Raw genomic sequence first — 19,145 nt, forward strand, 5'->3', positions numbered from 1 at the left:
TGCAACGCCGACACCCTTGGTGATGTCGCTCCCTAACACGCTTGCCTCGAACTGATGCGAGCGTGCTGCAACTCATGTTTTCTGCGCCTGAGCAACGAGATCGGTAGGATCTTTTCGACCGGGGATCGCCCCCACCCGATCGAATCTGCCGTTCTTGCGCTGGCCCGCAACTGCTCACCAGCAACGCCCATCGATTCAGCGGCACCCCTCAGATAGTTATACTATGCCGGTATTGTGCGCAGATGGCGAAAGAAACGCCGATTTTCTGCGACTTGGACCGACTTTAGCGCCGAGAGGGCGTTTGGCACTTGCTACATTTTGGACGTACGGACTGGCGGCCTTGGCATTGGCCGATATCATCATGAGCAGAGATTGTGAATGGATCTGGATCGAATTGACCGGAAGATTCTCAACGTCGTGCAGCGCAACAATCGCCTTACGACAGAGGAATTGGGCGAACTTGCCGGACTATCGGCTACCGCTTGTCAGCGGAGATTAAAGCGACTTCGAGACGCTGGCGTCATCGAAGCGGACGTTGCCATAGTTTCACCGGAAGCCGTCGGTCGGCCCCTGCTCCTGCTGGTATCCATCACTCTCGAGCGCGATCGCGCCGATATCATCGATCGTTTCAAGCAGGCAATTCGGCGGACGCCTGAGATCATGAACGCTTACTACGTTACGGGTGAAGCGGATTTTATTATTACGGTCTCTGCTCAGGACATGGCCGAGTACGAGGCGTTTACCCGTCGTTTTTTTTACGAACATCTTGAAGTAAAGGGGTTCAAGACAATCGTTGTAATGGATCGGATCAAGGCGTCGTTTGCTCTGCCAATTGCTGAAGAGTAGCCTTCAAAAGAGCCCGCCCAGGCAACCACCACGCGCCTTCCGCGGGTCGCAGTTGTCCCGCACTTCTGAATGTCGGCTGTCCTATTTTGAATGGTCCCGCATATATACCAGGGCACCTCCTCTCAGCCTGCAGGTGTTATGCGCCAATGACCAAAAAACGATGATATTCTGCGGGACCAAGGCGCCCTTCGCGCAACCAAGCTCTTTGGCACTTGCTACATTCTGGGCGGAGCGGAATTCAGGATTGTCGGTCCCCGGCTAATTGGAGCGGCTTCAGTCGGCGGAATAGCTGGGGTGCCTACGTCGCACAGAGGATGCTGTGCTCCCGGCAGCGCGGAAACGGGTCTCCCGGCTCTCGCAAGGACAAAGCGTGAAATTCGCCTGCAACCGGCAAGAAAGGAAAGTCCCCGTGGCAATTCTCAATAGCGTCGCAGAGTTTCTCCCCGAGATAGTGGCTTGGCGCCGGGACATCCATGCACATCCCGAACTGGGCTTCGACATCCCCCGTACTTCGGCATTTGTCGCCGAGCGCCTGCGCGAATTCGGCTGCGACGCCGTCGCGACCGGCATCGGCAAAACCGGCGTCGTTGGCGTCATCAAGGGCAACGGCGTCGTGAGCGACGGTAACCCAAAGGTTATCGGATTGCGCGCTGACATGGATGCGCTGCCGATCAACGAAGCGACCGATCTGCCCTATGCGTCCAAGAACAAGGGCTTGATGCATGCGTGTGGGCATGACGGCCACACCGCGATGCTGTTGGGTGCCGCGCGCTATCTTGCCGATACTCGGAATTTCGCTGGAACGGCGGTCATGATCTTCCAACCTGCCGAGGAGATCGGTACCGGCGCCGTTGCCATGCTAGATGACGGTTTGATGGAGCGGTTCGGCATCGAGCACATCTACGGAATGCACAATCGTCCGGGCTTGCCGGTAGGTGTCTTCGGAATCCGGCAAGGTCCAGTGATGGCGGCAACTGATAGCATAGAAATTAGCATTGAAGGGCGAGGGGGGCACCCTGGAAGGCCTCATGAATGCATCGATCCGATTCTGGTCGGCGCTCAGCTTGTGACGGCCCTGCAGCATATCCTGGCTCAGAACATTGACCCTGTCGACTCGGCAGGAATTTCGTTCCACCAGTTCCAGTCCGGGCAGAGACTAGTCCCCGTCGTTCCGCAAACAGCGGAGTTGGTGGGCACCATGCGGACGCTAAAGCCGGAGGTGCGCAAGTTCGTGAAGGAGCGGGTGGGCGAAGTGGTCGCCGGCATCGCCCAGATAACCGGCGCGAAGATAGATATTAAATTTCAGAGCTTCGACGCAATTCTCTTCAATGAGGTCCAGCAGACCGACCTTGCGAGAAGCGCGGCCAAGGGCGTGGCCGGTGAAAACAATGTGCTCGAGACGCCACCGGTAATGGGGGGGGAAGATTTCTCCTTCCTGGCGCAGGCGCGGCCGGGTGCTTTCGTCTGGTGCGGGAACGGTGACAGCGCCGGCCTGCATCACCCTGCCTACAATTTCAACGACGAGGCGATTCCTTATGGAACATCGTACTGGATCAAGCTCGTAGAGAACACGTTGGGATCCCGTCCGACGTCTTGATGATCGGTCTGACAAGGGCCGCAGAACGAATGAATAACTGCCGTCTTATGCCAGGCTTGAATGTAGCGGACCTCGTAAAATGAAAACTCGTTCATCCGTGCCAACATCTCTTGAGGGTCTGTCGGCGTGCGAATGCCTGGAACTCTACCGAAGGCGGCAGCTCTCGCCTGTTGAAGTCGTCGATGACTGTCTCAGCCGCATCGACGCCAACAACCCGGCGCTGAACGCATTTTGCCTCGTCGACCACGAAGGGGCCAGGTCTGCTGCCCGGGCCTCGGAGGGTCGATGGATGAAGGGGGAACCAGCCGGAGTACTAGATGGCATTCCGGCCACCATCAAAGACCTCACCTTGACACGAGGCTGGCCGACAAGACGTGGCTCATTGTCCGGCAGCACCGAGGGACCCTGGACTGAAGACGCCCCTGTTCCAGCCCGTATCCGTGAGACCGGTGGCGTTATCCTGGGCAAGACAACCACTCCAGAATTTGGCTGGAAAGGGGTAACAGACAGCCCGGTCTACGGGATCACCCGCAATCCCTGGAATCCTGACCTGACACCAGGCGGGTCGTCGGGAGGGGCGGCAGTTGCGGCTGCGCTCAACCTTGGCTTTCTTCATCAGGGTAGCGACGGCGGGGGATCAATCCGGATACCGGCGAGCTTCACGGGGACCTTCGGCTTCAAGCCAACCTTCGGCATCGTTCCGCAATGGCCAGCTAGCGCCATGACAACGCTGTCTCATTTGGGGCCGGTGACCCGCACCGTTGCGGATGCGATCCTGATGATGAATGTGATTGCACGAAAGGACGCTCGCGATGGCTATGCGGGTCCGGCGTACCTAGGTCTCGACCCCGATCCAGCAAAGACCACCATCAGGGGCCTGCGGATCGGCTACAGTCGGAACCTCGGCTATGTCAAGGTGGCGCGAGATATCCAAAACGTTACCGATAATGCGATCGACCAGCTTCGAGCTCTTGGGGCCGAGGTGGCCGAAGTCAATCCGGGATTTGCGGATCCGGTGGAGGTGTTTTCTACATTCTGGTTCGCTGGCGCCGCCCGTATTGTGTCACGAATGAACAAACAGCAAAGACAATTACTAGATCCTGGCTTTCTGGAAGGTGCCGAACGCGGGCTGAAGATCACCCTTACCGAATTTCAGGAAGCTGAGGCGATGCGGTTCGAGCTCTCCGCTCTGATGGCGAAGTTCCACGAAAATTACGATCTCTTGGTCACACCGACGATGCCTATCGCGCCGTTCCCCGTCGGGCGAAATGTGCCGGATGATAGTTACAAGGGGTGGGTGGACTGGACGCCCTTCACCTACCCTTTCAACTTGACCCAGCAACCAGCAGCATCGATTCCATCGGGCCTGGATGATCAAGGGCTGCCCGTCGGGCTACAACTGGTCGGCGCGCGCTATTCCGACACCTCCGTCCTAGCCGCGGCATATACGATCGAAAGTCGCCTGGGGCTTCCTTCTTTCGCGAGGAGCAGATTCCACGCTGCCACCCCTTAAAACTTGAGACTGCCGCGCTCAAGCACCTGACGGCCTCCAAGCGGTCAAGCCACGGACGCGAATGTCATTCGATAAAGGGGCGCGGCGTCATAGATGGGCAGTCCTGTCCTACGACGGATTGCTGACGTCACCATCGGGGACAATGTACATTCAAATAGGAGTGCGTCAATCTTGGGATGTGCGGCGCGAAGTCGCGACACAGACTGCAACCCGGGGACTCCATTTCGGTAACACTAGCCGGCCGCGTATTACCTTCGATGCCGCCGATGGCTACTCTTGCCCCTGCGGATGAATCCATGCCCAGCAGCTCTTCGCCGCAGTGTCTTGAGTCTGCGGCCAGACGGCGAGCTTTGCGCCGGCCGGAAGCTGCCGGAGGAGCGTGGGCGCCAGTAGCAGGCTCGACATGGCCACGGGAAGTTTGACAGACGTGGCCAGTGCAGCCTGGCACCAGATACTGAAGCCGCAGTCCCTGGTTATCGCGACGGCTCCGCGCTCAACCAACCGCCTGGCAGCTGCAATGTAGGCCGGCTCGAGAGAGGCATCGCCAGGACTGACCCTCTCCGCCAAAGCCCCGGCCGCGGTCTCTATTATAATTGGGAAGTCGAAGTTGCCGGGTTGAAGACCGACCCCGATGCGGTGGCGGAAATTCACCAGGGCGCAAGTCCGATCTCCAGCCTGTGATTTTTGCAACACTGGCCATCCAATGAGGATCCAACTGCCGTCTGATCGTGACAATTCAGCTGCGTCAAATGCCTTTGCCGCCAAGATGGCGCGTATCGTCAGGTTGTGCTGACCAAGCTGGGACGCTCTACGAGCGCAGGAATCCTGCATTCGCCTGACGCTTCCGGCTCGGTTGCAAGGCTCGGGAATAGTAATGACGAAACAGTGGATCAGCACGCCGTAAGCCCAGTGCAAAAAATGCGGGCTTCGTGCCGAACCTTTTTTTGGAACGGCGGGCGCGGATCTCATCATTGAGATTACCGGAAAGCCTGTCCGGACTTTTCCGAAGCCGCACTGTTATCCTGTTCGAGAGCGACGCATCGATGGTTCCTTTCCCCGCCTCATCGACAAGCTCACCCGTGTCCACTTGGCTCATCCACGACGACTTCGGCAACCATGCTCTCTCCGATCAGCAGCGCTTCCACCTCTTCGAAAATCGTCGAGGAGCGCTATCAGAGAAAATCCACCCTGATCACCGCCCAGGTCCCCGTGGCAAGCTGGCACGACCTTATTAACGACAGCACGGTCGCCGACGCTATACACGACCGCTCGTGCACAATGCACACCGCATCGCCCTTCAGGGCGAGAGCATCCGAAGAAAAAAGCCTCGGCCCTCTTGACCGACTCCGAGAACACCGAAATCAATCAGCCCTACAGCAACCAGGCTGCCGAGGACCAACCTCGACGAACTGTCGGACTTTTGTGAAAACGCTGTCCGGGAATTAGCGGAATCGCTGTCCAGCTTTTGAAGCGCGCAATAACACTATGGCCGTCATCGAAATGAGCAAGGCGAAGTGCTGATTGCCGCGTTTGTTCCGGGATTAAGCGCCAGCCTCTCAAGAAGATTTATGCCGACTCGCCATCATTGTTGAAACTGCTGCAGCGCTCGCACGTTGAAGCCGGCCAGGCCGGGCATACGATTATGCGGATCGCCTTCGCCCAACTTCAATTCTGGACGCCAGGGCTCGATGTAAGGGACCGGCGAGCGTCAAAAGACTGCGGATGGGTCGCCGCTCGTCCCCTGGGATACGATCTCTGTCGGATTTTGTCGCGCCTGCGACATAGTGGTTGTGCGGGCCAGTTTAGTACCTGATATGACCGTAAGTTTGATATCAAACTCAAAGCACTGGCCGACGTGCATTTTGCGAGGTTGGCACGGTTTTTGAAGCGATCATTTCGCGTCGGAGCGCTCTCATCCGCCGGTTATCATCTGTTTTGGCATAAACCCTGCATAAGGCTTTATTGATGGTACCGCAACCCAACTCGCCGTCTTTCGAGCTACTTGGGCAAAAAGAGCACCGCCAGCGGAAAGGGTCGGGAACCGGAGAGGGAACCGGGTGGTGGACCTATGTTTGTGGAGGGGGTTGTGAAAAGGGTCAGCCATGGTGCTTCGAGCCTCTTGTACTCGTGCAGGTCGTCAATGTTGATATAGCGGTTGGCCTCCATCCAGTTTTCATTGGTTTCGTGACAGCAGACAAACGTCAAAGGAGATAGCTCATGCGAGTAGCCATCGTAACGAACAGTGATTTCAACGGTGTGATTAACCGGTTCGGTCAGCCTTGTCCGCAGCCGCCGCAGCCTTGGCCGCATAGCGGCACGTTGGAAGATGTGGTGGCGGCACTTCAAGAGGGCGGCCACGAGACGGTAGTGTGTGAAGGCGATAAAGGACTGCTCGCCAGTCTCGAGCGGTTCATGCCACCTGATCCGCAAGGTCGCCCCTCGGGAATGGTCTTCAACTTGGCGGAGGGAATTCAGGGCGAAAAGCGTTACACTCATGTTCCTGCCATGCTTGAGATGGCCGGTGTTCCATACACTGGATGTAGCCCCTTCGGGATTGGGCTGACGGGAGACAAAGTCATTACCAAAATGCTCATCCGCGATCAGGGCGTGCCGACTCCGAACTTTCGCGTGATGCGTCGCGGCACCGAGAACACCGGCGACCTGAGATTCCCAGTGGTAGTGAAGCCGCGGGAGGAGGACTGCAGCTTCGGATTGCAGATCATACATGAACACTCTAAGTTGCGGCAGGCCGTCGAAGTGATCGTCACGCAGCATGCTCAGGATGCGCTAGTGGAGGAATACATCGAGGGGCGGGAAATCTGCGTTGCGTTGCTCGGAAACGGGGAGCCCGAAGTTTTGCCTCTAGTGGAGCAGGACTTCGGTGACCGCGAAACGCGTGTTATGAATTGGGATGCGAAGTACGTGGCGGCCGCAGCGGTGCCCAAGATTTGCCCGGCGAAAATCGAGAGCGGGCTTGAGACGATGTTACGGGATATTTCGGTTGCGACCTTCCGTGCCTGCCACTGCCGGGACTATGCCCGCGTCGATTTCCGGATCGATCGCTCAGGCCAACCGTTTGTCCTAGAGATGAACTCGGTGCCGGCCCTTGGTATACACTCCAGTTATGGCACAGCTGCAACGGCCGGCGGACACAGCTTCGTAAGCTTGATCAATCGCATCCTCAATGTCGCCCACACCCGCTATTTCGGAATCGGCGTCTCATAGTGGATTGATCGGATCAAAAGAGTCCGATTTCGGGATTCCGTTTTGCGGTTTGGCGTGCGAGTTAGATGCATGCGCAATAGCATCCCCCTTCACCGTTTTGGCCAGCGACCGTCAGCGCCTGCAAGCGCTCGTCGCGGCGCCAGGAAGCCCGCAAGCACGTTCGGGGGCCGCATCGTCGCGCTGTGCTTCGAACCACGAAGCCAAAGCATACTTGGACCACCGGCTAGGTCGAGCGAATGAACCGCACCATCAAGGACGCGACGGGCAAGCGTTTCCACTACGACGATCATGACCAACTGCGTCGGCATCTTGCCGACTTTGTTGCGGCCTACAAATTTCGGCCGCAGGCTGAAGGCCCTCAAAGGTCTCACCCTACGAGTTCATCTGCAAGGCATGGGCTTCCCAGCCCGAGCGCTTCACTCTCAATCCGCTCCACCAAATGCCTGGACTTGTCTATTCGGCGTGTTGAAGTCAATCCCATTCAAGCTTCCTAGGCTGACCTGCCGACGCGATTATCCTAGCCTGATTGATGTAACCGCGGCGTCAAACCGAGATACGGCCCCACGTCCTTCGAATTCCTGAAGGGGGCAGGAATATCGACCGTGGCGTTGAAACCCAGTGCAACGATAGGGCCGACGCCCAGCACGGTCATCAACCGCCTGCAAACCGTGTCACCCCTCACGATCGACAACAGTCTTTCGTGTAGCACCGTGAACTGCTCGCAAAGTTTCCGACGGGCGGTGAGCAACGTCTCCATGATGTCTCGAGTTCCGGAATGTCACCGGAAGGGTCCCGGATGCGATCCGCGAATTTGCCGGCCGTCGACAATGCCAACTTTGAGACCGAAGTTACGAAACAGGCCACGGATGTCGTTCTCGATGGCGATGGCCTTTTCCTGAAGCGACTTGAGGGCCGTCAGCAGCGCCCGGCGATTCTGGGTCGTCAGCGTCTTGACAGTAAGACCGTATGTCCGCCTCTGCCGATGAGGTGGCTCGCCCTACACTGCGCGTCCGAGGGTTGCTCGGACGGGCCGAGCCGATCCTCACCACAGGAGGACGAGCCGTGGCGGATTATAGAGAAGCATTTGTCGGAATCGATGTTGCGAAGCTTAAGAACGCTATTGCGATTGCGGAGGCAGGCCGGGAAGGAGAGGTTCGGTTCTTCGGTGAGGTCGACGCGTCGGCGACCAGCATGCGGCGGGTCATAGGCCGGATCGCCAGCCGCTTTGATTACGTGCATTTCTGCTATGAGGCTGGGCCGACCGGGTACGGCCTTTATCGCCTGATCCGGTCGCTCGGGCACGAGTGCACCGTGGTTGCACCATCATTGATACCAAGGAAGCCCGGCGATCGGGTGAAGACGAACCGTCGAGACGCCATTTCCCTTGCCCGACTATTGCGCGCCGGCGAGCTGACCGCGGTGTGGGTTCCCGATGAAGGGCACGAGTCCATACGGGATCTTGTTCGCGCGCGGGCGGGCGCGGTCGAGACGCTGCGGGTCCATCGCCAGCAGGTGAGCGCATTCATGCTCAAGCACGGCCGTAGCTATCCGCGAAAGAAGAGCTGGACGATGCGCTATCTACGCTGGCTTCAGGAACAAGGTTCGATCATCCCGCGCATCAGATCGCACTCCAGGAGATGGTCGAGGCGGTGCGCGTCTCGAAAGAGCGGGTCGAGCGGCTGGAGCGTGTGATCGAAGAGTTCGTCCCGGCCTGGTCGCTGGCACCGATCGTGTGGGCGCTTCAGACATTGCGTGGGGTAGACCTAATTGTCGCCGTGACGTTCGTCACCGAAGTCGGCGACGCCAGCCGGTTCGAAAGCCCACGCCAGCTCATGGGATATCTCGGTCGGGTCCCCGGCGAGCGCTCAACCGGGGAGACAGTCCGGCGCGGCGGCATCACAAAGGCAGGCAACGGTCGGGTTCGCCACATGTTGGTCGAGAGCGCCTGGACCTATCGACATCCGCCCAAGGTCGGGAAGGCGAAGCTATACCGGTTGGAGCAGGCGTCACCGAAGGTGCGTGAGATCGCCTGGAAGGCGCAGTCCCGCCTGACAGCCCGCTACCGCATGCTGAGCGCTCGGGGCAAACGGACAACGGTCGTCTGCACCGCGATCGCCCGTGAACTGGTCGGCTTTATGTGGGCAGTCGCAAGGGAGGCGCGCGTCACCTGATCGCTCGCCGCGATGGCGCACATATCGCGCATGGGCGGAGGCGGGACCACGGCAGGGGAATGCCCGTCAGACGCTTTGTGGCCGGCAAATCGACCGACGCCCGCAGTAAGATAGGAACAGCCCCGGACGCACAATCGGGAATGCGGTAGCCAACCCGCGCATCAGAGCTTGATCACCGACGTCCTTCAGTTCCGCCTCCCCACCCATGCGCGATCATCAGAATGAGCAGCCGTTCCTCGGATCGGGCGACCTCATGCGTTCCAAACCTTGACAGCGGACATCAGAGCGGTGTTTCCGGACCACCTTTCGGGAGTGGTCGCGATCTGTGAGGTTGCCGATCCTGTATTGGGATCGGAGATCGGCTTGTGTCTGGACTTGACCTTACGCTTGACCCGGAGCGGCAGCTTCGGCGTTTCGAGGTGATCAACGGTGCCGGCGGTCGGCGTCACTGGTCGGTGGATGACAAGGCGCGGATCATCGCAGAGACGCTGGAGCCGAATGCGATCATTTCCGAGGTCGCCCGCCGTTATGGTCTCAGGCCGCAGCAGGTCTTCGCCTGGCGCCGCGAAGCGCGCAAACAGGCCGCTTCGGTGCAGCAAGATTCTCCTGCCTTTGTGCCGGCGGTTGTGGCGGCGGCGGAACCTGCAGCCAGCCGTTCACCGAAGCAGCGGAAACGGCAAGCCACCCGAGATGCCGGCATGATCGAGCTTGAGATCGACGGCATCGCGATGCGCGTCGGCCGGGGCGCCGATACCAAGACGGTGGCCGCAGTGATCCGCGCGCTGAAGGCGACGTCGTGATCGGGCCGACGGGTGCGGTCAAGGTCATGGTGGCGACGAAGCCCGTCGACTTCCGCAAGGGTGCGGAGGGATTGGCGGCGCTGGTGCGAGAGACAATGGGGGCCGATCCGTTCAGCGGGGCCGTCTACGTCTTCCGGGCGAAGCGGACTGACCGGATCAAGCTGATCTTCTGGGATGGCACCGGGGTTTGCCTGCTAAGCGTTTGGAGGATGGGGAGTTCCGCTGGCCGAAAGTGCATGACGGCATGATGCGGCTGACGGCCGCGCAGCTCTCGGCGCTACTCGAAGGTCTCGACTGGCGGCGAGTCCATGAGGCGCGCCGGACCCGCGTGCCAGCCCAGGCGGGCTGACCCGCGACGAAGTGAATCAGCCTAGATTCCGCTGTCGCGGGCTGTCGGCGAATATGGTCTGATCCGTTCATGGCGATGACGGCTGACCAGCTTCCCGACGATCCGGACGCGCTGAAGGCGATGGTCCTGGCGCACGACGTCGAGAATGCCCGTCTGATTCAGATCATCAAGGAATTGCAGCGTCACCGCTTCGGCCGGCGTGCCGAGACGCTCCCCGAGGATCAATTGCTGCTGGGGCTCGAAGAGGCGGAGCAGATCGAGGCCGCCGGTGAGGAAGAGAAGGAGCAATCTGCTCCCGCCGAGCGGCAAGCAAAGGCCACGAGGCGCCGGGCCAACCGGGGCGCGCTGCCACCCCATCTGCCGCGCGTGGAGATGGTCGTCGACATCGAGGACCATGCCTGCCCATGCTGCCGCAATGGCTTGCATCGGATCGGCGAGGACGTGAGCGAGCGGCTCGACATCGTTCCGGCGCAGCTGCGTGTAATCGTCGTGCGCCGGCCCAAATATGCCTGCCGCGCCTGCGAGGACGTCGTGGTTCAGGCTTCCGGCGCCGGCCCGGCTGATCGAGGGTGGTCTTCCGACCGAGGCAACGGTCGCCCAGGTGCTGGTCTCAAAATATGCCGATCACCTTCCGCTCTATCGTCAGGCGCAAATCTACGCCCGGCAGGGTATCAATCTCGATCGCTCTACGCTCGCCGACTGGGTCGGCCGCGCCGCCTGGCACCTGCGTCCGGTGCATGAGCGGCTGCTTGGCAAGCTGAAGTCCTCGGCAAAACTCTTCGCCGACGAGACGACCGCGCCGGTGCTCGATCCCGGCCGCGGCAAGACTAAGACAGGTCAACTCTGGGCCTATGCCCGCGATGACCGACGATGGGAGGGGAGCGACCCGCCGGGCGTCGCCTATGTCTATGCGCCGGACCGAAAGGCCGAGCGTCCGATCGCTCATCTCGCAGGCTTCACCGGAATCTTGCAGGTCGACGGCTATGGCGGCTATCGCGTGCTGGCCGACAAAAGCGGCGTCACGCTCGCCTTCTGCTGGGCGCATGTCCGTCGGCGCTTTTATGAACTGGCAGCAGCCGGTCCCGCGCCGATCGCCAGTGACGCGCTGAGACGGATCGCCGAACTCTACAAGATCGAGGATGACATCCGTGGCCGATCGGCCAACGAGCGCCGCGCGATGCGTCAGGACAAAAGCCGCGCCATCGTCGCCGATCTCGAACCCTGGCTGCGTGAGAAGCTCGGCCTGATCAGTCAGAAGACCAAGCTCGCAGAGGCAATCCGCTACACGCTCTCACGCTGGGAAGGCCTCTCGCACTTCCTTGACGACGGCCGCATCGAGATCGACAGCAACACCGTCGAACGCTCGATCCGTCCGATCGCAATCTCGGGGTCATTCTGCCCATGTTGGGCAGGAGGTCGAAGTCCCGTGCGCAGCAATGGATCTGGGCTCCCCGCGCGCGTCGCTTGCTGCACTGCTTGAACTGAACAAGCTCTTGATCCAGCGCCGTTTCCGGCGAGGCTCTCCGGATGGTTTCATCATCGGGGAGACTCAAAATGAGAACCTTGCCGCCACCGACACGATCTCTCGTGATCGTTCGCCAGCTCAGCATGCGCTCGACTCGCACAAGCTAGTCGGGCTGAGCGCAGCGCAACGAACGATCGTGATCGCCCGGCTCGCCAATGTGCTGATGGCCGCCGCCGGTATCGTGACGGAGGAGAGCCGCGATGACGAGCCGTAATCTGATTCCGGCCACCATCCTCAAGCGCAAGGCCGTTGTCTATGTACGTCAGTCCACGCAGGCGCAAGTGCAGCTCAATCTTGAGAGCCAGCGTCGGCAATATGAGCTGGTCGACGTCGCGCGGCGCTGGGGATTCCGCAAGGTTGAGGTGATCGACGAGGACTTGGGACGCACCGCAAGTGGAGCTGTGGAACGTCCCGGTTTCGAACGCCTGGTCGACGATCTGTGCACCGGTCATGTGGGCGCTGTGCTTTGCCTGGAGGCGTCCCGCCTGTCTCGCAACGGACCGGACTGGCATCGGCTGCTCGAGTTGTGCGGCGAAGTCGATGCACGGGTGATCGATCTGGACGGAGTCTACGATCCGGGACTGCCGAACGATCGCCTGCTGCTCGGCATGAAGGGGAGCATAAGCGAGTTCGAACTCGGGGTGCTGCGTGCTCGCATGTACGAAGCTGACCGCGCCAAGGCACAGCGCGGCGAACTGCGCATCTCTGTGCCCTTCGGCTACGTCTGGCACCGGGATTACGGTCTCGGGTTCGATCCCGATATACGCCTGCAGGAGACCATTCGCCTGATATTCGCGCGTTTCCGCGAACTCGGCAGTGCCCGCCAGGTCCTGATCTCGATGATCGACGATGGCGTGCATTTCCCCAGACCCTCCGACGGCAAGAAGATGGTGTCCTTCGCCTGGGTTCCGGTCCGCTACCGCAACGTGATCTCCGTCCTGAAGAACCCGTTCTACGCCGGCGCTTATGTCTATGGTAAGAGCGAGAAGCGCACCGAGATCGTGGATGGCCGCGTCCGCAAGAGCTATGGTCATTACAAGCCGGCCAGCGATTGGGCGGTGGTGCTCAAGGAGCATCACGAAGGCTATATCGGATGGAGCGAGTACGAACGGAACCAGGAACTTCTCGCCGCCAACGCCTATGGCAAAGCCGGCGGCGTCAAGTCGGGCCGCGGCGGTCGCGCGTTGCTCCCGGGTCTTCTCTCCTGTGGTCGATGCGGGCGAAGACTGGTTGTCACGTATGCCGGACGTGGCCAAGGTTACCCGGTCTATCGTTGCGAGAACACCATGATGGCGCAGGCGCGATGCATGTCGTTCAACGGCTTTCGCACCGATGCGGCGGTGGCCCGCGAAGCCTTGGAGGCGGTTGCGCCGATGGCGATCGAGGCGGCGTTGGAGGCTGAACAGATGCAGCTGGAGAGCGAAGCCAGGCGGCGGCAGATGATCGAGATGGACCTGCAGCAGGCACGCTATGAGGCATCGCTCGCCGAGCGCCGCTACGCCGCCTGCGACCCGGAGAACCGGCTTATAGCGGCCCAGCTCGAGAGGAACTGGGAAGCTAGGCTCAGGCGCGTGGAGACCTGCGAGGCCCGGCTCAGTGAAGTCCAGCGTATGGAGCCTGTCGACGCGATCCCTGACTTCACCGGCCTCGCCCAGGATCTCGAAGCCGCCTGGAATGCGCCGGGTGTCGATATGCGGTTCCGTCAGCAACTGCTGCGCGCGCTCATCAAGGACATTGTGGCGGACGTCGATGACGACGCGCGCGATGTGATCCTGACCATCCATTGGCATGGGGGCCAGCATTCCCAGGTAAGGGTTCGCAAGTCCAAATCCGGAGAGCATGGCCAGAGTACGCCTGAGGAGGCTCTGGCGGTCATGCGATCCATGGCAACGCGATGGTCGGATGCCGAAATCGCCGCCACACTCAACCGCATGGGCATGAAGACGGGTCAGGGAAAGACCTGGACGGCGCGACGCGTCCAATCCCTGCGCACGGTGCACAAGATCAGCGGCTATCGGTCTTCCGACAAGAACGGCGAGTGGCTTACCATGTCGGACGCGGCCGCGAAGCTTGGCGTGTCGCACGTCAAAATCCGCCGGTTCGTCAGGGACGGCATATTACCAGCCGAGCAGGTCATGCGCGGCGCGCCCTACCAGATCCGCGCCAGCGACCTTGAAGATGAACGGATCAAGGCCGATTTGGCGCGCAAATCTCCGCGTATCATCAACGACGATAATCAGAAATCGCTGTTTCCCGCCATTTGAAGAGGGGGTGCATAATGAATCAGTCTTCGCGCTCAACCGCAAGAACGCGCTCTTCGCAGGCTCTGACGGCGGCGCCGAACACTGGGCAGTCATCGCCTCGCTGATCGAAACCTGCAAGCTCAATGGTGTCGAACCGCTCGGCTTATCTCGCCGATGTCCTCACCAGGATCGTCAACGGCCACCCCAACAGCCAGATCGACGATCTCCTGCCTTGGGTCTACATCAACAAGCTCGAGCTCAAGGCCGTGGCCCGAGAATACCGCTTACTCTTGACATGCACGGGCCGGAACAGGTTAACCCGCATATCTGCGCGATGCCGCGAGCATGGTTGCGGTCGGTCTTGTTGACCTGTGCCTTGAGAACGCCTTGGAATGACGGGGCTCGATACAGGTCACGTAGTCCGGCTGCCGCCAGACCAACCATTGGGATAAGGGGCCGGCTTCAAGCCTGATCCGGGCGAGATTCCATGCGGGGTTCTTCAATGCGTCAGCAAGATCGTCCGGATGACTAGCAACCTTCATCTCTCGGCAAATTCGGCGCCCTTCTCACGATGCAAACGGTGGTCTCTTTCACGGAGACGTCCAGTCCGGCATAATTTTTCATGCTGCGCTTCCTTTCCTGATGCTTGTGGCTGTTCACACAGACCACGTTTTGTCATCATCTCGAAGCGCAGCACTTCAAAACAACCCGTTCAAGGCGGGGGGCAAAGCCGAATACCACAATCTAAACACCTAGCGATGCTGTTCAAATTCGCCTTGCCGGCATGGGACCCCATCGCTGTCATCACAGGAAGCAGTACGTGGGAGGGGAACTGCTCGCAGTGATGAATCGTGTTCCGAGCCACTACCCATTCAGTTTCGTCCCAGTTGTTACCTCCCGTATTCAGGTTGCGGTCGAACCGCGGGAAGGCCGAACTAGTGATTTCCAGGCGAATTTGATGGCCGGCCGGAAACCAATTACTTGTGGCGTCGAGATCAATCTCGATTTTGCATATAACGCTCGGTTCCATGAAAACAGCCCGATCAAAGCCCTCGCGATAGCGGACGCGCAGTATCCCGTCCACCACGTCAATCGCACGGCCATCGGGATGTACGTCCAACAGTCTGGCCACGAAGTCCGTGTCCGGGGCCGAAGAAGAGACGAAGAGGACCGCCCGGACAAATCCGGTAACCTCCATGCCCTCTGTGAGGGGCGGTGAAGTGAAGCAGAGGACGTCTGGACGAAGCTGGACGTCCTGGTAATCGCGGGGTCCTATAGTAGTTCCACTTGACTTCCCGCCGTCCATCCCCAAGAACGGCGCCGGATCCCCAGGGTCGTAGGTAAACGTGTCAGCCGGCTCGTCGGCACTCGGAGGCTCTACATCAAGAGTCCCGTCGCCTAGACGGGTCGCGGCATTCCCGCCGCTGCGGAGGAACCAGTGCTGCAGTTCCACACCAAGAGGGGGCCATTCTGACGCGGCACGCCACTCGTTGCGACCCATCACGTAGTACTGGACGCGGGGCATTCCCTCGATCCGGTCGGGCTTGTCGTTCAGCCAGCAGTCGAACCAGTCCAGGTAGATCTGCCAGCAATCCAGGCGCGCGTCGCCCAGCTCGCGCTCGCCGATAACCGTCGGGGCTTTGAGACTCTCGGTGCCACAATGCGTGGCTGGCGACAGAATGATATGTTGGTGATCGCGTGCCGCCGGGCTCAATCCGCGAGCACTAAAAACGCGCTGCTGGTGAAGCGCGTCGGCAGCCCCCACGTCGTACCACGAGTTCACGAACAGGGCTGGGACGTCGATGGTCGAGTCCTCGCTAAGCATCCCATTCCGATCCCCCCAGGGATCGCCTGGGTCACGCGAGACCCAGTCCTCCCAGTCAGTCGGCGGTCCCCCAAGGCTCTTAAGCATGTTGACGAGCGGCAGCGACGCGAAAGCCCGCTGATACTCCTCATCGCTTTTCGGTTGCACTCGGGACCGGTCCTTCGCTGCGGTTTGGTGGAACCAGGGGACAAACGCGGCAACCTCCACCGCACCGCCGAGACGGAGATCCCCGTTGCGATATCGCCCTCCGGCAGAGCCGTTCGCGCCGCCCGATCCCTGCGCAATTGCGCATCGGTGGGCTGGATGGCACAACTGCGCCAGCAAAACCTGCGCGATACCAAGCGCCGAGCACCCATATGTGCCCACGCGTCCATTCGACCATGGCTGCTGCGAAATCCAGGACAGCGTGTCATAACCGTCGTCCCTTTCATTCTCCATGAGGGTGAATACGCCGCCGGAATCGAAGACTCCACGAAGCTCCTGCACAAGTACGGCGAAGCCTTGTCCAGCAAACATTCTTGCCACTTTGTGGCGAGGCTCAACCGGACAGCGATAGGGCGTCTTACCGTATTGAGTTCGGATAAGGATTGACCCGAGTTCCCCAGTGTAACCAATAGGCCGATACAGGTCCGTGGCGAGCTCAACGCCGTCCCGCATTGGAACGCGCAAGCCGGTCTGCAAAACCACTTCGTATCGCGGCGTTGGCGGTTTAATCGGGCCTAGTTCATTACACACTTCAGAGTGCCTCCCAGACATTGAGACTGATTCAAGATGGAGTGGCCAATTTCGACGGGTCTCAGCATTCTATCTGCACGGTGGTGTGTTCGTCGCATTCACAGTACAACGATGAACTCTGTGCCGTTGCTAAGTTGTTTGAAAAGAAACTCAACCGTGCTTCTCTAGCAGGTCCGGCACTCAATGATGGCGCGTTGCCACCCCAATTTCCCTATTGCTTAAATCAATGTGACAGCGCGCCTACGCCGCTGTGCAAAACATCAATTGTGAGTCTCACCGCCATTATGTGCCGATCCATGGACCCCCATTCCATGCTGATTGACGCGGGCCGATGGGGCAAGCTGCTTGATGTGAGAAGCGACGGGCTCCCCGACCGATCGCAGCTTGTTATCACCGTTTGTTTGAAATAGTGGAGGTAGGCTAGCCAGGCGGCAAGCTGTTCAAATTCGCCTTGCCGGCATGGGACCCCATCGCTGTCATCACAGGAAGCAGTACGTGGGAGGGGAACTGCTCGCAGTGATGAATCGTGTTCCGAGCCACTACCCATTCAGTTTCGTCCCAGTTGTTACCTCCCGTATTCAGGTTGCGGTCGAACCGCGGGAAGGCCGAACTAGTGATTTCCAGGCGAATTTGATGGCCGGCCGGAAACCAATTACTTGTGGCGTCGAGATCAATCTCGATTTTGCATATAACGCTCGGTTCCATGAAAACAGCCCGATCAAAGCCCTCGCGATAGCGGACGCGCAGTATCCCGTCCACCACGTCAATCGCACGGCCATCGGGATGTACGTCCAACAGTCTGGCCACGAAGTCCGTGTCCGGGGCCGAAGAAGAGACGAAGAGGACCGCCCGGACAAATCCGGTAACCTCCATGCCCTCTGTGAGGGGCGGTGAAGTGAAGCAGAGGACGTCTGGACGAAGCTGGACGTCCTGGTAATCGCGGGGTCCTATAGTAGTTCCACTTGACTTCCCGCCGTCCATCCCCAAGAACGGCGCCGGATCCCCAGGGTCGTAGGTAAACGTGTCAGCCGGCTCGTCGGCACTCGGAGGCTCTACATCAAGAGTCCCGTCGCCTAGACGGGTCGCGGCATTCCCGCCGCTGCGGAGGAACCAGTGCTGCAGTTCCACACCAAGAGGGGGCCATTCTGACGCGGCACGCCACTCGTTGCGACCCATCACGTAGTACTGGACGCGGGGCATTCCCTCGATCCGGTCGGGCTTGTCGTTCAGCCAGCAGTCGAACCAGTCCAGGTAGATCTGCCAGCAATCCAGGCGCGCGTCGCCCAGCTCGCGCTCGCCGATAACCGTCGGGGCTTTGAGACTCTCGGTGCCACAATGCGTGGCTGGCGACAGAATGATATGTTGGTGATCGCGTGCCGCCGGGCTCAATCCGCGAGCACTAAAAACGCGCTGCTGGTGAAGCGCGTCGGCAGCCCCCACGTCGTACCACGAGTTCACGAACAGGGCTGGGACGTCGATGGTCGAGTCCTCGCTAAGCATCCCATTCCGATCCCCCCAGGGATCGCCTGGGTCACGCGAGACCCAGTCCTCCCAGTCAGTCGGCGGTCCCCCAAGGCTCTTAAGCATGTTGACGAGCGGCAGCGACGCGAAAGCCCGCTGATACTCCTCATCGCTTTTCGGTTGCACTCGGGACCGGTCCTTCGCTGCGGTTTGGTGGAACCAGGGGACAAACGCGGCAACCTCCACCGCACCGCCGAGACGGAGATCCCCGTTGCGATATCGCCCTCCGGCAGAGCCGTTCGCGCCGCCCGATCCCTGCGCAATTGCGCATCGGTGGGCTGGATGGCACAACTGCGCCAGCAAAACCTGCGCGATACCAAGCGCCGAGCACCCATATGTGCCCACGCGTCCATTCGACCATGGCTGCTGCGAAATCCAGGACAGCGTGTCATAACCGTCGTCCCCTATATGTTCCCTAGCGTATACGCCGCCGGAATCGAAGACGCCACGACGCTCCTGCACAAGTACAGCGAACCCTTGTCCAGCAAACATTCTTGCCACTTTGTGGCGAGGCTCAACCGGACAGCGATAGGGCGTCTTACCGTATGGAGTTCGGATAAGGATTGACCCGAGTTCCCCAGTGTAACCAATAGGCCGATACAGGTCCGTGGCGAGCTCAACGCCGTCCCGCATTGGAACGCGCAAGCCGGTCTGCAAAACCACTTCGTATCGCGGCGTTGGCGGTTTAATCGGGCCTAGTTCATTACACACTTCAGAGTGCCTCCCAGACATTGAGACTGATTCAAGATGGAGTGGCCAATTTCGACGGGTCTCAGCATTCTATCTGCATGGTGG

General features: G+C 59.9%; 12 protein-coding genes and 6 pseudogenes. 13 read left to right on the plus strand and 5 right to left on the minus strand.

Annotation, left to right across the window (positions count from 1 at the left end; translation table 11 throughout):
* Positions 1-378 precede the first annotated feature (378 nt).
* The 3 genes from EJ076_RS01545 (at position 379) to EJ076_RS01555 (ending at position 3,956) form a co-directional block, all read left to right on the plus strand.
* Positions 379-846, plus strand: a complete 468-nt coding sequence (locus EJ076_RS01545) for an Lrp/AsnC family transcriptional regulator (RefSeq protein ID WP_063169330.1) — start codon at positions 379-381, stop codon at positions 844-846.
* A 409-nt stretch (positions 847-1,255) separates the two neighbouring features.
* Positions 1,256-2,443 (plus strand): M20 aminoacylase family protein, encoded by a 1,188-nt coding sequence (locus EJ076_RS01550; RefSeq protein WP_063169331.1) that lies wholly within the window; start codon positions 1,256-1,258, stop codon positions 2,441-2,443.
* Between the two features lie 79 nt (positions 2,444-2,522).
* Positions 2,523-3,956: an amidase gene (locus EJ076_RS01555; RefSeq protein ID WP_063169332.1), complete on the plus strand. Its 1,434-nt coding sequence runs from the start codon at positions 2,523-2,525 to the stop codon at positions 3,954-3,956.
* Between the two features lie 808 nt (positions 3,957-4,764).
* On the opposite strand, the gene EJ076_RS35975 is transcribed toward EJ076_RS01555, so the two are convergent.
* Positions 4,765-5,070: a hypothetical protein gene (locus tag EJ076_RS35975; protein ID WP_164548505.1), complete on the minus strand. Its 306-nt coding sequence runs from the start codon at positions 5,068-5,070 to the stop codon at positions 4,765-4,767.
* Positions 5,071-5,072: 2 nt separating this feature from the next.
* Here EJ076_RS35975 and EJ076_RS01565 point away from each other — a divergent pair, with 2 nt between their 5' ends.
* From EJ076_RS01565 to EJ076_RS01575, 3 genes and pseudogenes are all read left to right on the plus strand, one after another.
* Entirely contained in the window at positions 5,073-5,402 is a 330-nt protein-coding gene (locus EJ076_RS01565) for an ATP-binding protein (RefSeq protein WP_272482847.1), read from the plus strand.
* A 771-nt stretch (positions 5,403-6,173) separates the two neighbouring features.
* Positions 6,174-7,181: an ATP-grasp domain-containing protein gene (locus tag EJ076_RS01570; protein ID WP_063169333.1), complete on the plus strand. Its 1,008-nt coding sequence runs from the start codon at positions 6,174-6,176 to the stop codon at positions 7,179-7,181.
* A 188-nt stretch (positions 7,182-7,369) separates the two neighbouring features.
* Positions 7,370-7,650: pseudogene (locus EJ076_RS01575) on the plus strand (integrase core domain-containing protein); the annotation flags it as partial.
* A 48-nt stretch (positions 7,651-7,698) separates the two neighbouring features.
* Here the strand turns inward: EJ076_RS01575 and EJ076_RS36090 are convergent.
* Positions 7,699-7,938, minus strand: a complete 240-nt coding sequence (locus tag EJ076_RS36090) for an IS110 family transposase (protein WP_063169335.1) — start codon at positions 7,936-7,938, stop codon at positions 7,699-7,701.
* 209 nt (positions 7,939-8,147) lie between these two features.
* Here EJ076_RS36090 and EJ076_RS01585 point away from each other — a divergent pair.
* From EJ076_RS01585 to EJ076_RS01610, 7 genes and pseudogenes are all read left to right on the plus strand, one after another.
* Positions 8,148-9,352: pseudogene (locus tag EJ076_RS01585) on the plus strand (IS110 family transposase).
* Positions 9,353-9,771: 419 nt separating this feature from the next.
* Positions 9,772-10,152, plus strand: a complete 381-nt coding sequence (locus EJ076_RS01590; RefSeq protein WP_199489649.1) for a transposase — start codon at positions 9,772-9,774, stop codon at positions 10,150-10,152.
* Positions 10,149-10,501 (plus strand): annotated as a pseudogene (tnpB, locus tag EJ076_RS01595) (IS66 family insertion sequence element accessory protein TnpB). The gene EJ076_RS01590 and the pseudogene tnpB overlap by 4 nt, the downstream one beginning before the upstream one ends.
* Positions 10,502-10,570: 69 nt before the next feature.
* Positions 10,571-11,888, plus strand: a pseudogene (locus tag EJ076_RS01600) (IS66 family transposase); the annotation flags it as partial.
* A gap of 49 nt (positions 11,889-11,937) precedes the next feature.
* A complete protein-coding gene (locus tag EJ076_RS35075) occupies positions 11,938-12,240 on the plus strand; it encodes a hypothetical protein (protein WP_063169337.1) in 303 nt (100 codons plus the stop codon).
* Positions 12,227-14,290 (plus strand): recombinase family protein, encoded by a 2,064-nt coding sequence (locus EJ076_RS01605; RefSeq protein WP_063169338.1) that lies wholly within the window; start codon positions 12,227-12,229, stop codon positions 14,288-14,290. Before EJ076_RS35075 ends, EJ076_RS01605 begins: the two co-directional genes overlap by 14 nt.
* 28 nt (positions 14,291-14,318) lie before the next feature.
* Positions 14,319-14,511 (plus strand): annotated as a pseudogene (locus EJ076_RS01610) (transposase domain-containing protein); the annotation flags it as partial.
* 44 nt (positions 14,512-14,555) lie between these two features.
* Here the strand turns inward: EJ076_RS01610 and EJ076_RS35605 are convergent.
* The 3 genes and pseudogenes from EJ076_RS35605 to EJ076_RS01625 all read right to left on the minus strand — a co-directional run.
* A pseudogene (locus EJ076_RS35605) lies at positions 14,556-14,893 on the minus strand (IS110 family transposase); the annotation flags it as partial.
* Positions 14,894-14,981: 88 nt separating this feature from the next.
* Entirely contained in the window at positions 14,982-16,850 is a 1,869-nt protein-coding gene (locus EJ076_RS01620) for a CocE/NonD family hydrolase (protein WP_082826580.1), read from the minus strand.
* A gap of 399 nt (positions 16,851-17,249) precedes the next feature.
* Positions 17,250-19,082 (minus strand): CocE/NonD family hydrolase, encoded by a 1,833-nt coding sequence (locus tag EJ076_RS01625; RefSeq protein WP_082826581.1) that lies wholly within the window; start codon positions 19,080-19,082, stop codon positions 17,250-17,252.
* Positions 19,083-19,145: the final 63 nt, after the last annotated feature.

Source organism: Mesorhizobium sp. M7D.F.Ca.US.005.01.1.1, from assembly GCF_003952545.1.
Classification (GTDB): Bacteria; Pseudomonadota; Alphaproteobacteria; order Rhizobiales; family Rhizobiaceae; genus Mesorhizobium; species Mesorhizobium loti.

Coding starts and splice junctions, on each gene's coding strand:
- EJ076_RS01545 (WP_063169330.1), top strand. CDS start 379: ATGGATCTGGATCGAATTGACCGGAAGATTCTCAACGTCGTGCAGCGC.
- EJ076_RS01555 (WP_063169332.1), top strand. CDS start 2,523: ATGAAAACTCGTTCATCCGTGCCAACATCTCTTGAGGGTCTGTCGGCG.
- EJ076_RS01565 (WP_272482847.1), top strand. CDS start 5,073: ATGCTCTCTCCGATCAGCAGCGCTTCCACCTCTTCGAAAATCGTCGAG.
- EJ076_RS01570 (WP_063169333.1), top strand. CDS start 6,174: ATGCGAGTAGCCATCGTAACGAACAGTGATTTCAACGGTGTGATTAAC.
- EJ076_RS36090 (WP_063169335.1), bottom strand. CDS start 7,938: ATGGAGACGTTGCTCACCGCCCGTCGGAAACTTTGCGAGCAGTTCACG.
- EJ076_RS35075 (WP_063169337.1), top strand. CDS start 11,938: ATGGATCTGGGCTCCCCGCGCGCGTCGCTTGCTGCACTGCTTGAACTG.
- EJ076_RS01605 (WP_063169338.1), top strand. CDS start 12,227: ATGACGAGCCGTAATCTGATTCCGGCCACCATCCTCAAGCGCAAGGCC.
- EJ076_RS01620 (WP_082826580.1), bottom strand. CDS start 16,850: ATGTCTGGGAGGCACTCTGAAGTGTGTAATGAACTAGGCCCGATTAAA.
- EJ076_RS01625 (WP_082826581.1), bottom strand. CDS start 19,082: ATGTCTGGGAGGCACTCTGAAGTGTGTAATGAACTAGGCCCGATTAAA.